The organism is Ehrlichia chaffeensis str. Arkansas, assembly GCF_000013145.1.
GTDB lineage: Bacteria > Pseudomonadota > Alphaproteobacteria > Rickettsiales > Anaplasmataceae > Ehrlichia > Ehrlichia chaffeensis.
This window is the reverse complement of record NC_007799.1, coordinates 1,043,104-1,059,212: the sequence shown is the minus strand read 5'-3', so window position 1 is coordinate 1,059,212 and position 16,109 is coordinate 1,043,104. Positions and strand designations below refer to the sequence as shown.

At 30.5% G+C, this 16,109-nt stretch carries 15 protein-coding genes; 9 read left to right on the top strand and 6 right to left on the bottom strand.

Annotation, left to right across the window (positions count from 1 at the left end):
• Positions 1–318: 318 nt before the first annotated feature.
• Genes ECH_RS04220 through ECH_RS04210 form a run of 3 tightly spaced genes read left to right on the top strand, consistent with a single transcriptional unit; the run spans position 319 to position 3,029 of the window.
• Positions 319–2,571, top strand: coding sequence for a hypothetical protein (locus ECH_RS04220; protein WP_011452962.1), 2,253 nt, complete (start codon positions 319–321; stop codon positions 2,569–2,571).
• Complete coding sequence (locus ECH_RS04215; RefSeq protein ID WP_044170465.1) at positions 2,552–2,833, top strand: hypothetical protein; 282 nt, start codon at positions 2,552–2,554, stop codon at positions 2,831–2,833. Before ECH_RS04220 ends, ECH_RS04215 begins: the two co-directional genes overlap by 20 nt.
• Positions 2,814–3,029, top strand: a complete 216-nt coding sequence (locus ECH_RS04210) for a hypothetical protein (RefSeq protein ID WP_044147619.1) — start codon at positions 2,814–2,816, stop codon at positions 3,027–3,029. The genes ECH_RS04215 and ECH_RS04210 overlap by 20 nt, the downstream gene beginning before the upstream one ends.
• Before the next feature lie 257 nt (positions 3,030–3,286).
• Here ECH_RS04210 and ECH_RS05045 read toward each other — a convergent pair whose 3' ends face one another.
• Positions 3,287–3,355: a hypothetical protein gene (locus tag ECH_RS05045; protein ID WP_226988439.1), complete on the bottom strand. Its 69-nt coding sequence runs from the start codon at positions 3,353–3,355 to the stop codon at positions 3,287–3,289.
• A 166-nt stretch (positions 3,356–3,521) separates the two neighbouring features.
• The gene (locus ECH_RS04205; protein WP_006010530.1) at positions 3,522–4,607 is read right to left on the bottom strand and encodes a 5-(carboxyamino)imidazole ribonucleotide synthase; all 1,086 of its coding nucleotides are present in this window, start codon (positions 4,605–4,607) and stop codon (positions 3,522–3,524) included.
• A 293-nt stretch (positions 4,608–4,900) separates the two neighbouring features.
• On the opposite strand from ECH_RS04205, the gene apaG reads away from it, so the two are divergent.
• The 3 genes from apaG to ECH_RS04970 all read left to right on the top strand — a co-directional run bounded on the left by apaG (position 4,901) and on the right by ECH_RS04970 (position 8,767).
• The gene (apaG, locus tag ECH_RS04200; RefSeq protein ID WP_011452961.1) at positions 4,901–5,305 is read left to right on the top strand and encodes a Co2+/Mg2+ efflux protein ApaG; all 405 of its coding nucleotides are present in this window, start codon (positions 4,901–4,903) and stop codon (positions 5,303–5,305) included.
• Between the two features lie 557 nt (positions 5,306–5,862).
• Complete coding sequence (gene acnA / locus ECH_RS04195) at positions 5,863–8,490, top strand: aconitate hydratase AcnA (protein ID WP_011452959.1); 2,628 nt, start codon at positions 5,863–5,865, stop codon at positions 8,488–8,490.
• A gap of 130 nt (positions 8,491–8,620) precedes the next feature.
• On the top strand, positions 8,621–8,767 hold the full coding sequence (locus tag ECH_RS04970) for a hypothetical protein (RefSeq protein WP_155265741.1): 147 nt from the start codon (positions 8,621–8,623) through the stop codon (positions 8,765–8,767).
• Positions 8,768–9,841: 1,074 nt separating this feature from the next.
• Here ECH_RS04970 and gatC read toward each other — a convergent pair.
• Positions 9,842–10,177 carry an Asp-tRNA(Asn)/Glu-tRNA(Gln) amidotransferase subunit GatC gene (gene gatC, locus ECH_RS04190; RefSeq protein WP_006010351.1) on the bottom strand — a complete coding sequence of 112 codons (336 nt, stop codon included), beginning with the start codon at positions 10,175–10,177 and terminating at the stop codon, positions 9,842–9,844.
• Positions 10,178–10,190: 13 nt separating this feature from the next.
• Positions 10,191–11,147, bottom strand: coding sequence for a ribose-phosphate diphosphokinase (locus tag ECH_RS04185; RefSeq protein ID WP_006010349.1), 957 nt, complete (start codon positions 11,145–11,147; stop codon positions 10,191–10,193).
• 116 nt (positions 11,148–11,263) lie between these two features.
• On the opposite strand from ECH_RS04185, the gene ECH_RS04180 reads away from it, so the two are divergent.
• Positions 11,264–12,322, top strand: coding sequence for an Mrp/NBP35 family ATP-binding protein (locus ECH_RS04180; protein ID WP_011452953.1), 1,059 nt, complete (start codon positions 11,264–11,266; stop codon positions 12,320–12,322).
• 339 nt (positions 12,323–12,661) lie between these two features.
• Here ECH_RS04180 and ECH_RS04175 read toward each other — a convergent pair whose 3' ends face one another.
• Both ECH_RS04175 and ECH_RS04170 read right to left on the bottom strand, forming a co-directional pair.
• A complete protein-coding gene (locus ECH_RS04175; RefSeq protein ID WP_044147629.1) occupies positions 12,662–13,381 on the bottom strand; it encodes a DUF2497 domain-containing protein in 720 nt (239 codons plus the stop codon).
• 11 nt (positions 13,382–13,392) lie between these two features.
• Positions 13,393–14,664 (bottom strand): TolC family outer membrane protein, encoded by a 1,272-nt coding sequence (locus ECH_RS04170; RefSeq protein WP_006010344.1) that lies wholly within the window; start codon positions 14,662–14,664, stop codon positions 13,393–13,395.
• Between the two features lie 522 nt (positions 14,665–15,186).
• On the opposite strand from ECH_RS04170, the gene rplM reads away from it, so the two are divergent.
• Together rplM and rpsI are read left to right on the top strand one after the other, a co-directional pair.
• Positions 15,187–15,651, top strand: coding sequence for a 50S ribosomal protein L13 (gene rplM, locus ECH_RS04165; protein ID WP_043881607.1), 465 nt, complete (start codon positions 15,187–15,189; stop codon positions 15,649–15,651).
• The gene (gene rpsI / locus ECH_RS04160) at positions 15,651–16,109 is read left to right on the top strand and encodes a 30S ribosomal protein S9 (protein WP_006010335.1); all 459 of its coding nucleotides are present in this window, start codon (positions 15,651–15,653) and stop codon (positions 16,107–16,109) included. Before rplM ends, rpsI begins: the two co-directional genes overlap by 1 nt.

Genomic DNA, 16,109 nt, shown 5'->3' with positions numbered 1-16,109 from the left:
TGTAGCACTAAGTAAATATGTGAATTTGTATAAGGGTTAATGTGCTCAGAACCTTATGTGTTGTACTAGGTAATAGTTGTGTTTGGCATTACCTGATGCGAAAGTATTTCTAACTATCTAGAAGTAAGTTAATGGTGTTGTATATCAAGTTTATTACAAGTAAATTACTTCATTATATTAGTCTTCTTTTTAAGAAACTTAAATAAATAATTAATTATATATTATATTTATTATAAAATATGGTTAATATGAATAAATATTTATGTTAACATATTAAGCATTACTATAATTTTCTTTTCTATTTAAGTATATATATTTATGTTTAGGCATATTTTTAATATTGTAAAAGGAGTCTTATATATATTTATATTGACATTTTGTGTGGGTACTACATGTGTGTTTGGATATGAAGAGATTTTTAATGCAAAACCTAGTCTGAGTTATAAATCTCTACGTTTTTGTAATGATAAGATAAAATTGGCAAATCTTTTTTTTGAAACTACTGTTAATGCAGGGGAGTGTAAAAGTGTAGGATCATCTTCAATGTACTGTATCGCTTATATTGATGAAAGTGATTTTATGCATCCAAAGCTGTGTATGTGTCAAGTATATTCTTGTGAAAATTTGCCAGTTAACCAATCAGAATGGGGTACAAAGTGTGAGACTAGTATAATGTGTGAAAAAATATCTTCAAAACCACTTCCTATGGTATTTTGTCCTTTATTACTTGAAGAGAAAAATAGCATAAGATTTGTACCAGTAGAGTTTTCGCGCCAGACATTCTTTAAACCAGGTATTAGACTTATAATAGTAGATAATGGAAGTTTGTATAAACGAGACTTTTTCTTATTTGAGAATGATGTAATAGGGGGAGATTATAAAGTTGCATTTTCTGGAAAGTTGTATGAGTTTAGAATATATAGGTCAGGACATAATCTAATATGTGCTAGTTATTATGATCAAGGGAATTTTATGACTAAATGTGTTCCTATTCCTGTATTGTCTAAACTAAAGTTAAGTGAACATAAAAATGGTACAATGGAGATAAGATTTTATGATGTAATGACTTCAGAAAAAGGTAACCTTATTGATAATAGAATTATGCGTGATTTTAATGTTGATATTGTAAGGCCTAAAATTGATGTTAATAGTCATGACTTCTATTTGTACGAGCAATGCCAAAATGGGAAAATCTTGAAACTACATGAATATTGCGGAAATAATGAAGTAAGTAGGGTAAGATACAAGCATGATAATAAAATTACAGTAAAATGTGTAGATGGTATAAGCGCAATTTTCGGATATGTGTTGAAGTCTCGTGAGAAATATGAAGAATACGATAAACACACTTGGCTTAAACCTTTGCCGAGTGGAATGGTACGTTATGTACGTGTACATGAGAAAAAATATATTCAATGTGCTGATTATGAATATGATATAACGAATAAAACGCAGGATTTTTTAGATGATCTTTTCATAAATGGAGATGGTTACTATTTCTTTCCTGATGAACAGTATAGCAATAGGATAACCAATATCTATCCAGATGATAATCCTTGTAATAGCCTAAAAAATTCATATTATTTGTACCAAAATGCGAAGTTAAAGCTAGAAAGTAGTGAATTTTCAAATCCTGAGATTTTAACTCAGTTTACCAAAGCTAATAGATTTGATGCTTGTGTATTGAGATACTTTGATGTTGACCATAAAAAGATGTTGTCTTTAGATACAAAATTACAAAGTGAACTGCAGTTTTTAGATTATCATTCTATGGGGATGTGTGTTGATCATTTTGAAAGTAAAACATATGCAGTGGAAAAAATTGCACCACATGATAATACTTTAGATTCTGCCTTGTTGAAGTTTCAGGAACAGTTAAAAAATGACAAGCATGTGGATGTATTACTGCGTTATCCAAAGCTAACTGATGTATATAATGTGCCTAGCAGATGTGACTTTGTAAAAGTGGAAATCTGGAGTGGAGGGCAATCTGGTAAAATTGATATAGAAAATTGGAAAAGTGAAGAAGGACAACCTGGTGAATATGTTATGGGTATGTTTAAAACAGGAAAATCTAATAAATATTTTATAAAAGTACATTTACAAGGTATTCGTGATCAAGTTCTTGACAATGAGCATACTGTAGGAACAGATGCTATGATTGAATTTTGTAAGAGAGATAAATATTCACATAATGGTGAAGTTTGTGAGGTGAAATTGACAGCGAATGGAGCTGGGAAATTACTTAATGATATGAAAAAAAGGATAAAAAGTAATAAGTTAGTTCATGATAAGAAGATGTTATATTATAGAATAGTTAATAATTATGTAACCCGTCACTCAGAAAATGTACCAGATGGTAAGAGAATAAGATTTATACCATATCAAGACTTTATGACAGAAGTTTTGTGGGAGGAAATAGGTAAGAATGAATGTAACTCAGGGAAGCTTTTAGCTGAAAATAATAGTAATTATTTTGGAGCTGGTGGTTGTGCAGATGTTAATACTCAATCTACTGAGAAAGGAGCAGGCGGTATAGTAAAGATTACCTGTGAAGATTGGTATCAATAGGTTATGTGTTTGTATATTTGTATATTATCAATCAGAGAATGTACCAGATGGTAAGAGAATAAGATTTATACCATATCAGGACTTTATGACAGAAGTTTTGTGGGAGGAAATAGGTAAGAATGAATGTAACTCAGGGAAGCTTTTAGCTGAAAATAATAGTAATTATTTTGGAGCTGGTGGTTGTGCAGATGTTAATACTCAATCTACTGAGAAAGGAGCAGGCGGTATAGTAAAGATTACCTGTGAAGATTGGTATCAATAGGTTATGTGTTTGTATATTTGTATATTATCAATCAGAGAATGTACCAGATGGTAAGAGAATAAGATTTATACCATATCAGGACTTTATGACAGAAGTTTTGTGGGAGGAAATAGGTAAGAATGAATGTAACTCAGGGAAGCTTTTAGCTGAAAATAATAGTAATTATTTTGGAGCTGGTGGGTTGTGCAGATGTTAATGCTCAATCTACTAAGAAAGAAGCAGGCGGTATAGTTATAAAGATTACCTGTGAAGATTGGTATCAGTAGTTTATGTAGTTTGTGTATTATCAATTTATTTGGAAAGTCTATGGCCTACGTATTGATATGATAATCATAATGAGTGTATTTCTGGTTGCTTTTTTTGGTGTACTGTGTAGTTTATTATTTCATTTATAAATTCTGTGAATAATTTGTATTGTGAAACTAAACTTTCTAATGATAGTTGCTCTGGTTACTAGCTGAATTTTACTGTGTTAATATGGCCCATTTTTCTATTCTTAGTGGCCTTTTTCTTGCCATATATGTATAAGTTTTCATTAACCTTGATTTCGAAATAGTTGAGAATGTTGTCTCTTAATGAGTGTATTTCTGGTTGCTTTTTTTGGTGTACTGTGTAGTTTATTATTTCATTTATAAATTCGTGAATATTTGTATTGTGAAACTAAACTTTCTAATGATAGTTGCTCCGGTTACTGGTTGAATTTTAATGTGTTAATGTGGCCCATTTTTCTGTTTTTAGTGGCCTTTTTCTTGCCGTATATGTATAAGTTTTCATTAACCTTGGTTTCATGTTTATAATAGTTGTGTATATTATCTCCTAATATGTTATTCATAATACATGGAAAAAGTAATTTTACAGGCTTTAAAGGTAATCCACATATTGCTCTTATTAATTGTTCAAATTGGCTGATGTTACAAGCATCTAAGCTCCAATGTCCAGAGTTGTGAGGGCGGGGAGCTATTTCATTAACTATAAGTTCTTGTGTATCTGTTATGAAAAATTCCACTGCTAATAAACCTACTAAATTAATAGATTCTGCAATTTGTAAAGCAATTTTTTGTGCTTGTACATTTATCTCTTGAGAGATTAGGGCTGGTACTGATGATGTGGTTAAAATACCATCAGTATGACAGTTTTCCGCAGTTGGAAAAAATTCTATAGAACCACTGATGCTTTTTGTTATTATAACAGATATTTCTTTATAAATTTTGACAAATTTTTCTAAAATATATGATTGGTCCCAATTGAGAGTTGATAAAGCACTTAAATCATCTTGTTGTTTTATTATATACTGGCCTTTTCCATCGTAGCCTAATTCTGTGGTCTTAAGTAAGGTGGGATATCCTAGTTCTATAGTATTTTTGACTAAACTGTTGTAGTTATCAATTACTCTAAAATCTGAAGTTTTGATTCCTAAATTTCTTATGTGCTGTTTTTCTCTTATTCTATTTTGGGAAATGTATAAAGCTTCTTTTCCTGGATAAACTTTGATTTTTTGTGATAATATATCTATAGTAGTAGTAGGAATGTTCTCAAATTCTAAGGTTGCAATGTCGACATTAGATGCAAACTCAAGCAATGATTCTGTATTTTGATAATTGTGTGATATAGTTGCACTGTTAGTAATGTAGACTGATGGATCATCCGGGTTATTAGTTAATAAATGTGTTTTATATCCTAAGTTTGCTGCAGCAATGGATATCATTTTTCCTAACTGTCCTCCACCTATAATCCCAATAGTTGATCCAGGGCCGATGTATGAATCGTGTAGCATAGTGATCAATTTACTGTTGTTGTATTTTCAAAGTTAATAATAATCTGCCTCAAAAAAACAAGTCAATTAAATAATAAGGTGTGTAATTTTTGTAACACTGGGAAGTATGCTCTGTATTCATTATAGTGTTAACGTTAAGTTGTGTAGAATTGAAATGGTGTATATGGTAAGTTTGTAACTATTAATGATTGTGATCAGTATTTTTGATTATTTCGAATCATAAATTTCAGGTATTGTGTGTTGATATGTTGGTGAAATTGATGTATTATTTATTATGTAGCTAAGGGTTGTTTATGACACTACAATATTATAGTATGACCAAACTTATTGAAGTTAAAGTTGTTCCAAGTTACTTAGAAGAGCAATCTGCTCCACATGAAAATTGTTATATATGGTTGTATAACATCAGAGTTAAGAATAAAAGTAATTCTACAGTCCAGCTCTTGAGGAGAAGTTGGAAAATCATTGATTCAACAGGTGTTATTAATGAAGTAACAGGTTTAGGAGTAATAGGTAAACAGCCTGTATTAAAACCTGGAGAGTTTTTTGAGTATACTAGTGGTGCATATTTAAGTACTCCATCTGGTATGATGCATGGGGAATATCAATTTATGGATGAAGATGCTGCACAGGTTTTTTATGTTAGTATACCGATGTTCTCGCTAGATAGTCCTTATGTTAATACAAAGCCACATTAATGTTTTTATAATTTTGTTTATTACTGGTGTTGTGTGTTTAGGGTGTATTGTAGTCCCTATTAAATAAAGTGCATCTGTAGTTAAAATGAATCTTTTATGATTGCTTGAGTTTAAATTTGAAGTATTACAAAAGTCTTTAAATGGGTTGTTAATGCTTTTGTCTTTTTAGTAATCTGCCTTTAAGTAACAAGCTATCAGCAGTGAGTGCATTCTTCAGTAGATATTTTGCTGAATTTTTAATAAAAATTTGTAATATATGGTTTAATATGTATTTACCTTCACTCAAACTTAAGAGTGAATAATGTATTGCAATATATTAAAAAAGACGTTTTTGGTACGTTAATTGAAAATTATAGTGTAAGATAAGTATGCTACTCATATGAGTTGTTTAGCGTAGGTTAAATAGTAGAAGGTTATATCTTGATAAGTAATATGTGTTATCCTAAACATAAATGAGAAATTGCTAAGGATACTTTAACTTAAAGATTTAATGGTATATACTAAACTTTCTATTGATATGTTTAGTTATTTAGGTAAAAAAGTAAGGAGTGTATAGTGTGGAGTTTTTAGATTCTCTTAATGCGAAGAAAAAGTTAGTCTCAGGAAAAAATTGTTATGAATACTTTAGTTTAAGAACTGCAGCTAGTAAGTTAGGGGTTGATGTTACTAAGTTGCCGTATTCGTTGAAAGTATTGTTTGAGAATTTATTACGTAATGAAGATGGTCGTAATGTTAGAGTTGAAGATATAAAGAAATTAGCACAATGTGTTAATAAGCATGTAAGCTATGAAATTAATTTTTCTCCAGCTCGGGTATTAATGCAAGATTTTACTGGAGTACCAGCAATAGTTGATTTAGCTGCAATGCGTGATTATGTAAGAGAAAATGGTAGTGATCCTAGCATAATTAATCCCAAAGTACCAGTTGATTTAGTTATTGATCATTCAATACAAGTTGATTTTTATGGAAAAGAGGATGCATTTAATAAAAATGTATCTATGGAAATACAAAGAAATTTAGAAAGATATAGGTTTTTAAAATGGGGACAGAATGCTTTCAAAAATTTTCGTGTTGTGCCTCCTGGAGCTGGTATATGTCATCAAGTAAATTTAGAACATATTGCTAAAGTTGTATGGGATAAGGAAAATTTAGTATATCCAGACACTTTAGTAGGTACTGATAGCCATACTACTATGATTAATGGATTATCTGTCTTAGGATGGGGAGTAGGTGGTATAGAAGCTGAAGCAGTAATGTTAGGTCAGCCCATTACTATGCTGATTCCTAAAGTTATAGGATTTAAATTGACAGGAAAATTGTCTGAAGGTGTTACTGCAACAGATATGGTATTGACTATTACTAATATCTTGAGAAGTAAAGGGGTTGTAGGAAAGTTTGTTGAATTTTATGGAGATGGGTTAAGTGGGTTATCCATTGCTGATAGAGCTACTATTGCTAATATGTCTCCTGAGTATGGTGCGACGTGTGGTTTTTTCCCGATAGATAATAAAACTTTAGAATATTTGGAAATGACAGGACGTGATTTATCACTGATAGATTTAGTAGAATCCTATGCTAAGGAGCAGTGTTTGTGGTATACCAAAGAAGAGCCACGTTATGATGATAAGATAGAGTTTAATCTGGAAACAGTACAGCCTGTACTTGCTGGTCCAAAAAGACCTCAAGATAAAATTTTTCTTTCTGAAGTAAAAGCAACGTTACAGAACCTATTGCCAAATTCAAGATCAACAGTTAATTTAGCAGAAAGTTCTTTACAGGATGGTGATGTTGTTATTGCTGCAATAACTAGTTGTACTAATACATCAAACCCTAGTGTTATGATTGCTGCAGGACTTGTTGCGCGCAAAGCAAATATGTTAAATTTAAAATCTAAGCCATGGGTAAAAACTTCATTAGCTCCAGGTTCACAGGTTGTTACGGAATATTTGGTTAAGTCGGGATTACAAAAAGATTTAAATGCATTAGGATTCAATTTGGTTGGTTATGGATGTACTACTTGTATAGGAAATTCTGGTCCTCTAAGTTCAGATATTGAGAAAAATATAAAAGAAAATAATTTGGTAGTTGCATCTGTACTATCTGGTAATCGTAACTTTGAAGGGAGAATACATCCTTGTGTAAAAGCTAATTTTTTAGCTTCTCCTCCTCTTGTTGTAGCTTATGCTTTAGCTGGAACTGTTAATATTAATATTCATTTGGATCCAATAGCTGTGGATGATGATGGCAAAGATATCTATTTGCATGATATATGGCCTTCTAATGATGAGATAAATGAAGTTATTTGTAAGACTATTAATAAACAAATGTTTGTTGATAAATATAAGAATATTTTTGATGGAGGGAAATATTGGGAAGATTTAAAATGTATTGATAGTGATATCTATGCATGGGATATAGATAGTACTTATATACAGAGCCCTACTTATTTTAAAAATTTATCTCCTAATATGGATATCAATAATAATCTTAATATTAATAACGCGAGAATTTTGGCTTTACTAGGTGATAGTGTCACTACTGATCATATTTCTCCAGCTGGTAACATTGCTGAAAATAGTCCAGCAGGTAAGTTTTTAATGCAGAATAATGTTGTAGTATCAGACTTTAATTCATATGGCTCACGTAGAGGAAATCATCACGTAATGACGCGTGGTACCTTTGCTAATATTCGTGTACGTAATGAGATGGTAAGTTGTGAAGGTGGTTTTACTAAATATGTGCCTACAGGTGAAGAAATGTCGATATTTGATGCATCACAACTTTATCAACAAAATAACATACCATTGGTTGTTATTGCTGGAAAAGAATATGGTAGTGGTTCAAGTAGGGATTGGGCAGCTAAAGGTACTTTCTTTTTGAATATTAAGGCTATTATAGCTGAAAGTTTTGAACGTATACATAGATCTAATCTTATTGGTATGGGTATATTACCATTAATCTTTGAAGAGGGAGATACAAGGAAAACTTTAAATCTTGTAGGTGATGAAGAAATTAGTATTGTTGGTGAGATTGGTATAAATCAGGAAGTAGAATGTATTATTATTAGAAAAGAAACTCGTAGAAGTATAAGATTAATTTGTAATCTCAATACTGCTATTGAAGTTGACTATTTTAAAAGTGGTGGTGTTTTACAGTATGTACTAATGAAGATGATGTCCAGCTAAACTTTTATAATATATGTTATTGTAGTAAACACCATAAACTTAATAGTGCTGATCTATACACTATATAATGCAAAAAAAATAAAGTAATATGTTTTACCTGCTACTGAACGGTGCAAAGTGCTATTATGTGATGACATTTGTTGGTGAGATTGGTATGAATCAGGAAGTAGAATGTATTATTGTTAGAAAAGAAACTCGTAGAAGTATAAGATTAATTTGTAATCTCAATGCTATTAAAGTTGGCTATTTTAAAAGTGGTGGTGTTTTACAGTATTGAACTAGGATGTTGTTGATAAATACTACAACAAGTCACGATATGGGTCTAAAAATATTAGAAGAATAGAAGTATAATATGCTATGTATTGATGTACTTCTTATATAGTAAAAAAATGTAAGCTTTGAATTATTGGACATGTAGAAGTATGCAAGTACTACATATAATATATGTTAGTTAGTATACTGGAGCATAATACTGTAACTATCCAATGCGGATACGTAAGTTCTGTAGAATGTGCTGAAATAAAGATACAAGTTATAAAATTCCATTAGTGTTGCTGATATAGTTTTTGTTTATTTTGTGAAAAAGTGTATTATAAGCCAATATTACAAGTGGATTTTATATACCTTGTAACAAGATCAAATATATACAGTTTGTCAAAACTATTGAGGTGCATATTATTCTCAAGCATTTTTAATATAGCAAATATATTTTTGTCAAAAAGCTGGGGTATACCATGTTTTTTATGTTGCCTTCATCATTGATAATATCTTTACGTAGAGGAAGAGCATAAAAGATACATGCTGATATAGTTTTTGTTTATTTTGTAAGAGGTATATTATAAGCCAGTATTGCACAAGTGGAGTTTATATACCTTGCAATATAAGATCAAGTGTGTACAGTTTGTCAAAACTATGAGGTGCATATTATTCTCAAGCATTTTTAATATAGCAAATATATTTTTGTCAAAAAGCTGGGGTATACTATGCTTTTTATGTTGTCATTCATCATTGATAATATCTTTACGTAAAGGAAGAGCATAATTTACACTACCATGACCCATTGGAGTAACATCTTGAGTATCACTTCTGGGTATTGTATCCAATTTAATACTTGTTCTAATTCTTTGAGATGGTAATCAATTTCTTCATCTTGTATGTTTCTACTATAGCCATTAGAATAACATCTTGAGTATCACTTCTGGTATTGTTTGTATCCAATTTAATACTTGTTCTAATTCTTTAAGGTGGTAATCAATTTCTTCATCGGTATGTTTCTACCAATAGCCATAGTGTTTTGAGTGTTGACTTATGATGTTCTGTGTTGCTCTAATTCTTTGTGTGTATGTTTTTATTATTCTATTACTTTTGGTACAACAAAGAAATCATGTTCTTGTTTAGGAGATTGCGATAATACTGTGTCTTTTATATTGCCATCATTGATAATATCTTTACGTAAAGGAAGAGCATAATTTACACCACCATGACCCATTGGAGTAACATCTTGAGTATCAACTTCTGATATTGTTTGTATCCAATTTAACACTTGTTCTAATTCTTTAAGGTGGTAATCAATTTCTTCATCATTGAGCTTTATTCTAGTTAACTTTGCAGCTTGCAATATGTCATTTTTAGTTAATGACTTGCTTGTTTTTGAATGTGTACTATTTTCAAATTTATCTTCTATCAATTTATTCCTAAACTTATACTAAATTATACAGTATATAGTTGCTTAAAAATTTATCAATGGATAAAATTCGGATTTTTGATGTGTTGAAGAAACCATTATGTATTGTGTCTGTTATTATTAAATTATCAAGTTTTGAATTCGTAACTTTTTCTACTGCATTGCCAGATAATATTCCATGTGTAACATATGCACTAACTTGTAAAGCTCCCCTGTCTTTTAAAGCTGATGCCGCATTGCATAATGTTCCAGCTGAATCTACAATATCATCTACTATTATACAATCTTTGTTTTCTACATTACCAGTTATGTTCATTACTTCAGATACACCAGGTTTTGCTCTGTATTTATCTATTACTGCTACTTGAATTTCGTTGTGTAATTTGCACTGTTTTGATAATACGTTTGCAAAAGTTCGAGTTCTGTTTAATGCTCCATAGTCAGGAGATACAACAACTAAGTTGTTAGTATTATGTTTTTCTATAATATCTCCTATGAAAACAGTGTGGGAACTTAAATTAGTAGTTGCTATGTCAAAGAAACCAGATAATTGATTTGAATGTAGATCAATGAATATAATGTTGTTAATGTTTGCTGTTCTTAATATGTTAATGATAACTTTTGCACTTAATGCAGAGACCATTAGGCTGTTGTCATCTAAGTTTCTATACATTACTCTGTCTTGTCTAGTGTAACAAAGATAAGGTATTATCATGGTTATTTTTCTAGGATGCAATGTTCTATTAATTGCATCCGTTAACAAGAGTAATTCTAGTAAATTATCATGTGCTGGGGAACAAAGTGAATTTATAATTATGACGTGTTTATTTTTGTCATCTTGGTTTTCTTGAATTTCTACGTTTAATTCTTGATCAGAAAAACGAGAAATACAAGAGTTAACTAACTTTATACTTGTAATGTTTGATATGCACTTTGCTAAGTTAATACTAGATGTACCAGAAGATATTAACATCGAAAAAATCTATATGTAAAATGGATGTCCTGATAATACGTAATGGTTTACTAAAAGTAAATAGGTATTTTTTAATAATATGTGTTATCATAGGGTAATCTTTTTTAAGGATAATAGTGGTAAACAAACAAGAAGTATTAGATGCATTATTGACAGTTATTGATCATAAGAGCAATAAAAATATTGTTGAATTGGGATTAGTAACGTCTGTATTAGTGAATGATGGTGTTGTTTATTGTATATTAAATTTGTCAGATGCGTATCAGATAGAACAAAAAAATATCATTGAAAAAAAATGTAGAGATGTGATTAGTACTATACCTAATCTTAAAGAAGTAAAGATTGTTTTTACTGCTGCACATGATACTGTTAATAAGCACAATAAAAGCATATCTACAAATAAGATATCGATTCCAGGTGTGAAAAATATAATACTTATATCTTCAGGTAAAGGTGGTGTAGGAAAATCTACCATGGCAATGAATATAGTGTTATCCTTGTTGCGTAAAGGGTATAAGTCAGCATTAGCTGATCTCGATATTTATGGACCATCTATACCTCATATGTTAGGAGTTAAAGATGTTACTAATCCTGAAGTAGACCATAGTAATAAAATGATTCCAATTACTAAGTATGGTATTAAAAGTATGTCAATTGGATATTTAATTAATAAAGATAATGCTGCTATTTGGCGTGGTCCTATGGTAACAAAAGCAATATATAGTTTAATGATGAATACAGTGTGGGGAGAAATAGATTATTTAATAATAGATACACCTCCTGGTACAGGTGATGTACACCTTAGTCTTGTTGAAAGATTTAAAATTACTGGTGTTGTTGTCGTTTCTACTCCTCAAGATTTAGCTATTATTGATGCAGTAAAGATATGTGATATGATGAAGAAAATGAATGTTCATATTATTGGTATAGTCGAGAATATGAGTTATTTCATTAATTTTGATTCTGGTTGTAGGACTTACATTTTTGGTAAACAAGGTGTACATAAAATGGCAAATAGGTTAAACATAAGTTTTCTTGGGGAAGTGGCATTGTATCCTCAAATATGTAATGTAGCAGAGCTGGGAAACCCATTAGTATTAGATCATGAAATATGTAAAATTTATGATAATATTACAGATAATATATTATGCTGTTTGAAAAAATATATTAAATAATTATGATATTATTTCTATCATAGTGTTTTTATACGTATACATCTGTTTCAAATAAAATACTATTACTTGTATAATTTAAATTCTTTGCTGTAAAAATATACCTATAATTGTTATTTTTCATATAGTTCTTAAGCATCTTTATGCTGTTGAAAAATGGATATTGAAGTAAGGCAATGCTTATTGTATATGTTTTATTGCTTCCTTGATGCAGTTTTTAGATAAGTTATGCGGAGTTGTTTTTAATATTTATGTTTTTAGAATGTGAAATATGAATAACTCAAAAAGTTTGTATTTCAGAAAAGTAATAGAATATGTGTACTAAGTTAATAAATCCTACAGTTAGCTTTGGTTTGATTTCTTTATGATGTGTTTTATTTCTTTTTCAACAATCTCCTTTACTAACTTCTGTAAATTGTTATTAAGCCATGTTGATAATTCTGGTTTTAGCATGTTTATCACTAGTTCTTCAACAGTAGGACTTTTCTCACTTGAAATATTAGGGGGTTTAGTATAGTGGTGTATTTGTGTGATTAGCTTTTTTATTTCTTCACTGCTTGCAACTATACTTTCAGGTGATACTAAATTTTCAGTGATAAAACTATTTTGCTGATGAATACCTTTTATTTCTGATGTGTTATCAATTTTAGATACTTCTTCTGAAAGAGTATGTGTTGTTGTTAGCCTTCTTTCTTGAGATGATAGCCGTTGAGTTGATTGTTCAATTGAGATGAACTGATTTACGTTAGATAATTGTTCAGGGTAAATTTTCTCTTTTGTGACAGATACTTGTATATCTGGTTTATTTTGATATGTTGTTGTAGGTAAGTCTGTTATTGCTTGAAATGTATGATTTATTTCATTTAATGTATTGTGTACATGTTGTATGTTGTGTAGCTCTACAGAATTTTCTGGATTTTCTAAATTAAGTACTTCGTTGTCAGCGTCATTGTCAGTATCATGTTGTGCAGTTACAGGATCTGTATTATCGCTGCTAGACATGGCTTTTCTAATATTTGCAATTGTTTCTTTAATAGATTGAAAATTGTTAGTATTACTCATAAATTTCTATGTTAAATATAATTAATGTTTAGTTGTCCTATTAATGCAAGTAGGTTGTATATACTTATCACGACATTACTTTGTACATTAACAAGATTGACTTTTGCTTTTAGCAATTCTTGCTCTGCATCTAATACATCTAGAACTGTTCTTAAATTTAACTCTGCTTCCTGTTTTATTCCGAATAATGCTACTTCTGAATATCTCACAGAATCTTGAGCTGCTTGTAGCATGGAATTTGTAGTGAAAATATTTTCCCAATTTGAAATAACAGACTCTTTAATCGTGTTTAACACTTCATAATGTGAATACATCTTGTGTTGTGCTGCAAGTTTTGATTGTGCAATTGCAGCGATGTTTAATCCTTGTTGGAATATAGGTAATGACATTTTTATTTCAAATAGATTGTCAATTTTTTTAGGATTTGTGTTAGGAATATTAGAGTAAGTATAAGAATTTATTGATGATATGCTAATAGAAGGAAGTAAATGTGCAATTGCCATTAAGATACCCTGCTTAGCTGCTTTATATCCGTTGTGAGATGCTTGTAGAGAAAGGTTATTTTTTTGAGCTATTTCTAAAGCTTCTTCTACAGATGATGGTATTGCTGGTATAGCAGGATTTTGTAAATCTGTTGGTATTTCTCCTGTTATGTGAATGTAGTTAGCTTCTGCAACTTTCATTTCTCCGTGAGCTTTGATTAATTCTGATGTAGCTGATGATAACCTAGCAGTAGCTAGTGAGACATCTGTTTTAGTAACTTCTCCTAAAGAAAAACGTTTTTGTGTGGCTGTTAAATGTTCTGCTAATACTTTTTTAGTATGCTGTGTTAACTTATATACCTCAGCTGTTGTTAAAACCTTCATGTAAGCTTTTACTGTATTAAGTATAACATTTTGTTTCTCTAGTGAAAAATCAATATCTTCTATATTTGTTAAGTATTTTGATTGTTGAAAAGCAGCGGCATCAGCTCCTCCATTGAATAGCTGTTGAGTAACTATGAGGCTCATAGTTCTATTACTATTGTTGGTTAGAGATAATTCTGGCTGATGTACCTGCACGGAGTATGCAATTGATGGTAAAAACTTTGATATGCTATTCAATTTAATTTTTTGTTTATTCCCTAAGGAATGATAGAATTTTGCTTTTATGTTGGGGTTATTTGATAATGCAGCCTGTAAAGCTTCATCTAAGTTAGTACAATAACTGTTATTAGGTATAATTGACATAGATATCAATATCAATGTATAACAAACCTTACGTATATTAAATTTGCTTATCATTAAATGTTACCAACTAGTAATACTAGCAATGATTAAACTGTAATTAATTTTGATTAGCAAGAATTAAGTGTGAAGTTTGATTAATTCAATTCTATGTTATTACTTAAGCATAGGTTATAAGTTTCGGAGTTTTATTGCAATAAACTGTAGAAATGGAATATAAATGGGTAGTTGATTTCAAATGAGTTGTATTATAAATATAAGTTTTAAGGTCTTTTATGTGTTGGGTTTATAAGGATATGTATTTAAAATGTTATTACGTCTTATATAAGTTGTAATGCGTAAGGTATATGAGTAGTACAAATTTTTCCTAAGGACTGTAAAATAAAAGAGATCTTTGTTACTTGTTAATTATCTATAATCAGCAATTTGAATATAGCATACTTTTGCATTTTATTTTATTACTGTTGGAATATCAAAGTTATGTTATATAGGACTCACATGAAGAGTAAATAAAATTAGTTTTTATTGACAAAAATTGATTGTATGATTACTATGAAAATTTATTAACGATAGATGCAAATGGAGACTTTTTCTTTAAAAGCAAGTCAGATAAAGAAGCGTTGGGTTGTAATAGATGCAGATGGAGTAGTAGTTGGTAGGCTTGCTGCTTTTGTTGCTAATATATTACGTGGTAAGGATAAGCCTGAGTATACGCCTCATATGGATTGCGGAGATAATGTTATTATAATTAATGCAGAAAAGGTTCACTTTACTGGTAGTAAATTGAAAAATAAAGTGTATTATAGGCACACTGGGTATCCTGGTGGACTAAAAAGCTGTACGCCAGCTGATTTGTTTTTAAATAAACATCCAGAACGTATAATTAATATGGCAGTACGTCGTATGTTGAGTACTGGCCCGATGGCGCGTCGTCGTTTAAAGAATTTATATGTATATTCAGGTCCAGAACATAAGCATAATGCACAACAACCTGTAAAGTTAGATTTTTTATCAATAAATGCTAAGAATAATAAGAGGAGATAATGGAGAAAAGTCCTGATATGTTATCTGATCATCAACAAGATGATCACATCAAAGCTGTAAAAGTAGATGCTCGTGGCCGTGCTTATGGAACAGGTAGAAGAAAGGAAGCTGTTGCACGGGTATGGTTAACAGTAGGTAAGGGGAATGTTACTGTTAATGGTTTAGATATTTTTAACTATTTTAAGAAAAATACCTTGTGTAGAAAGGTTTATAATCCATTTATTGTTACATCAACTTCTGGGTGTTATAACGTTGTTGCTACTGTGAGTGGTGGTGGGATTTCAGGTCAGGCAGGTGCTGTTGCTCACGGAATTAGTAAGGCACTGAAAGATATTAATCCTAGTCTTCATCCTATTTTAAGAAGTGGTGGGTTCTTGACTAGAGATTCGCGTGTTGTTGAACGTAAAAAGTATGGTCAACATAAGGCTAGAAAAAGTTGTCAATTCTCTAAAAGATAA

Excerpts from the sequence above, each read along its gene's own strand:
- ECH_RS04220 (WP_011452962.1), top strand. The coding sequence starts at position 319 with ATGTTTAGGCATATTTTTAATATTGTAAAAGGAGTCTTATATATATTT.
- ECH_RS04205 (WP_006010530.1), bottom strand. The coding sequence starts at position 4,607 with ATGCTACACGATTCATACATCGGCCCTGGATCAACTATTGGGATTATA.
- apaG (WP_011452961.1), top strand. The coding sequence starts at position 4,901 with ATGACACTACAATATTATAGTATGACCAAACTTATTGAAGTTAAAGTT.
- ECH_RS04970 (WP_155265741.1), top strand. The coding sequence starts at position 8,621 with ATGACATTTGTTGGTGAGATTGGTATGAATCAGGAAGTAGAATGTATT.
- ECH_RS04185 (WP_006010349.1), bottom strand. The coding sequence starts at position 11,147 with ATGTTAATATCTTCTGGTACATCTAGTATTAACTTAGCAAAGTGCATA.
- ECH_RS04175 (WP_044147629.1), bottom strand. The coding sequence starts at position 13,381 with ATGAGTAATACTAACAATTTTCAATCTATTAAAGAAACAATTGCAAAT.
- ECH_RS04170 (WP_006010344.1), bottom strand. The coding sequence starts at position 14,664 with ATGATAAGCAAATTTAATATACGTAAGGTTTGTTATACATTGATATTG.
- rplM (WP_043881607.1), top strand. The coding sequence starts at position 15,187 with ATGGAGACTTTTTCTTTAAAAGCAAGTCAGATAAAGAAGCGTTGGGTT.
- rpsI (WP_006010335.1), top strand. The coding sequence starts at position 15,651 with ATGGAGAAAAGTCCTGATATGTTATCTGATCATCAACAAGATGATCAC.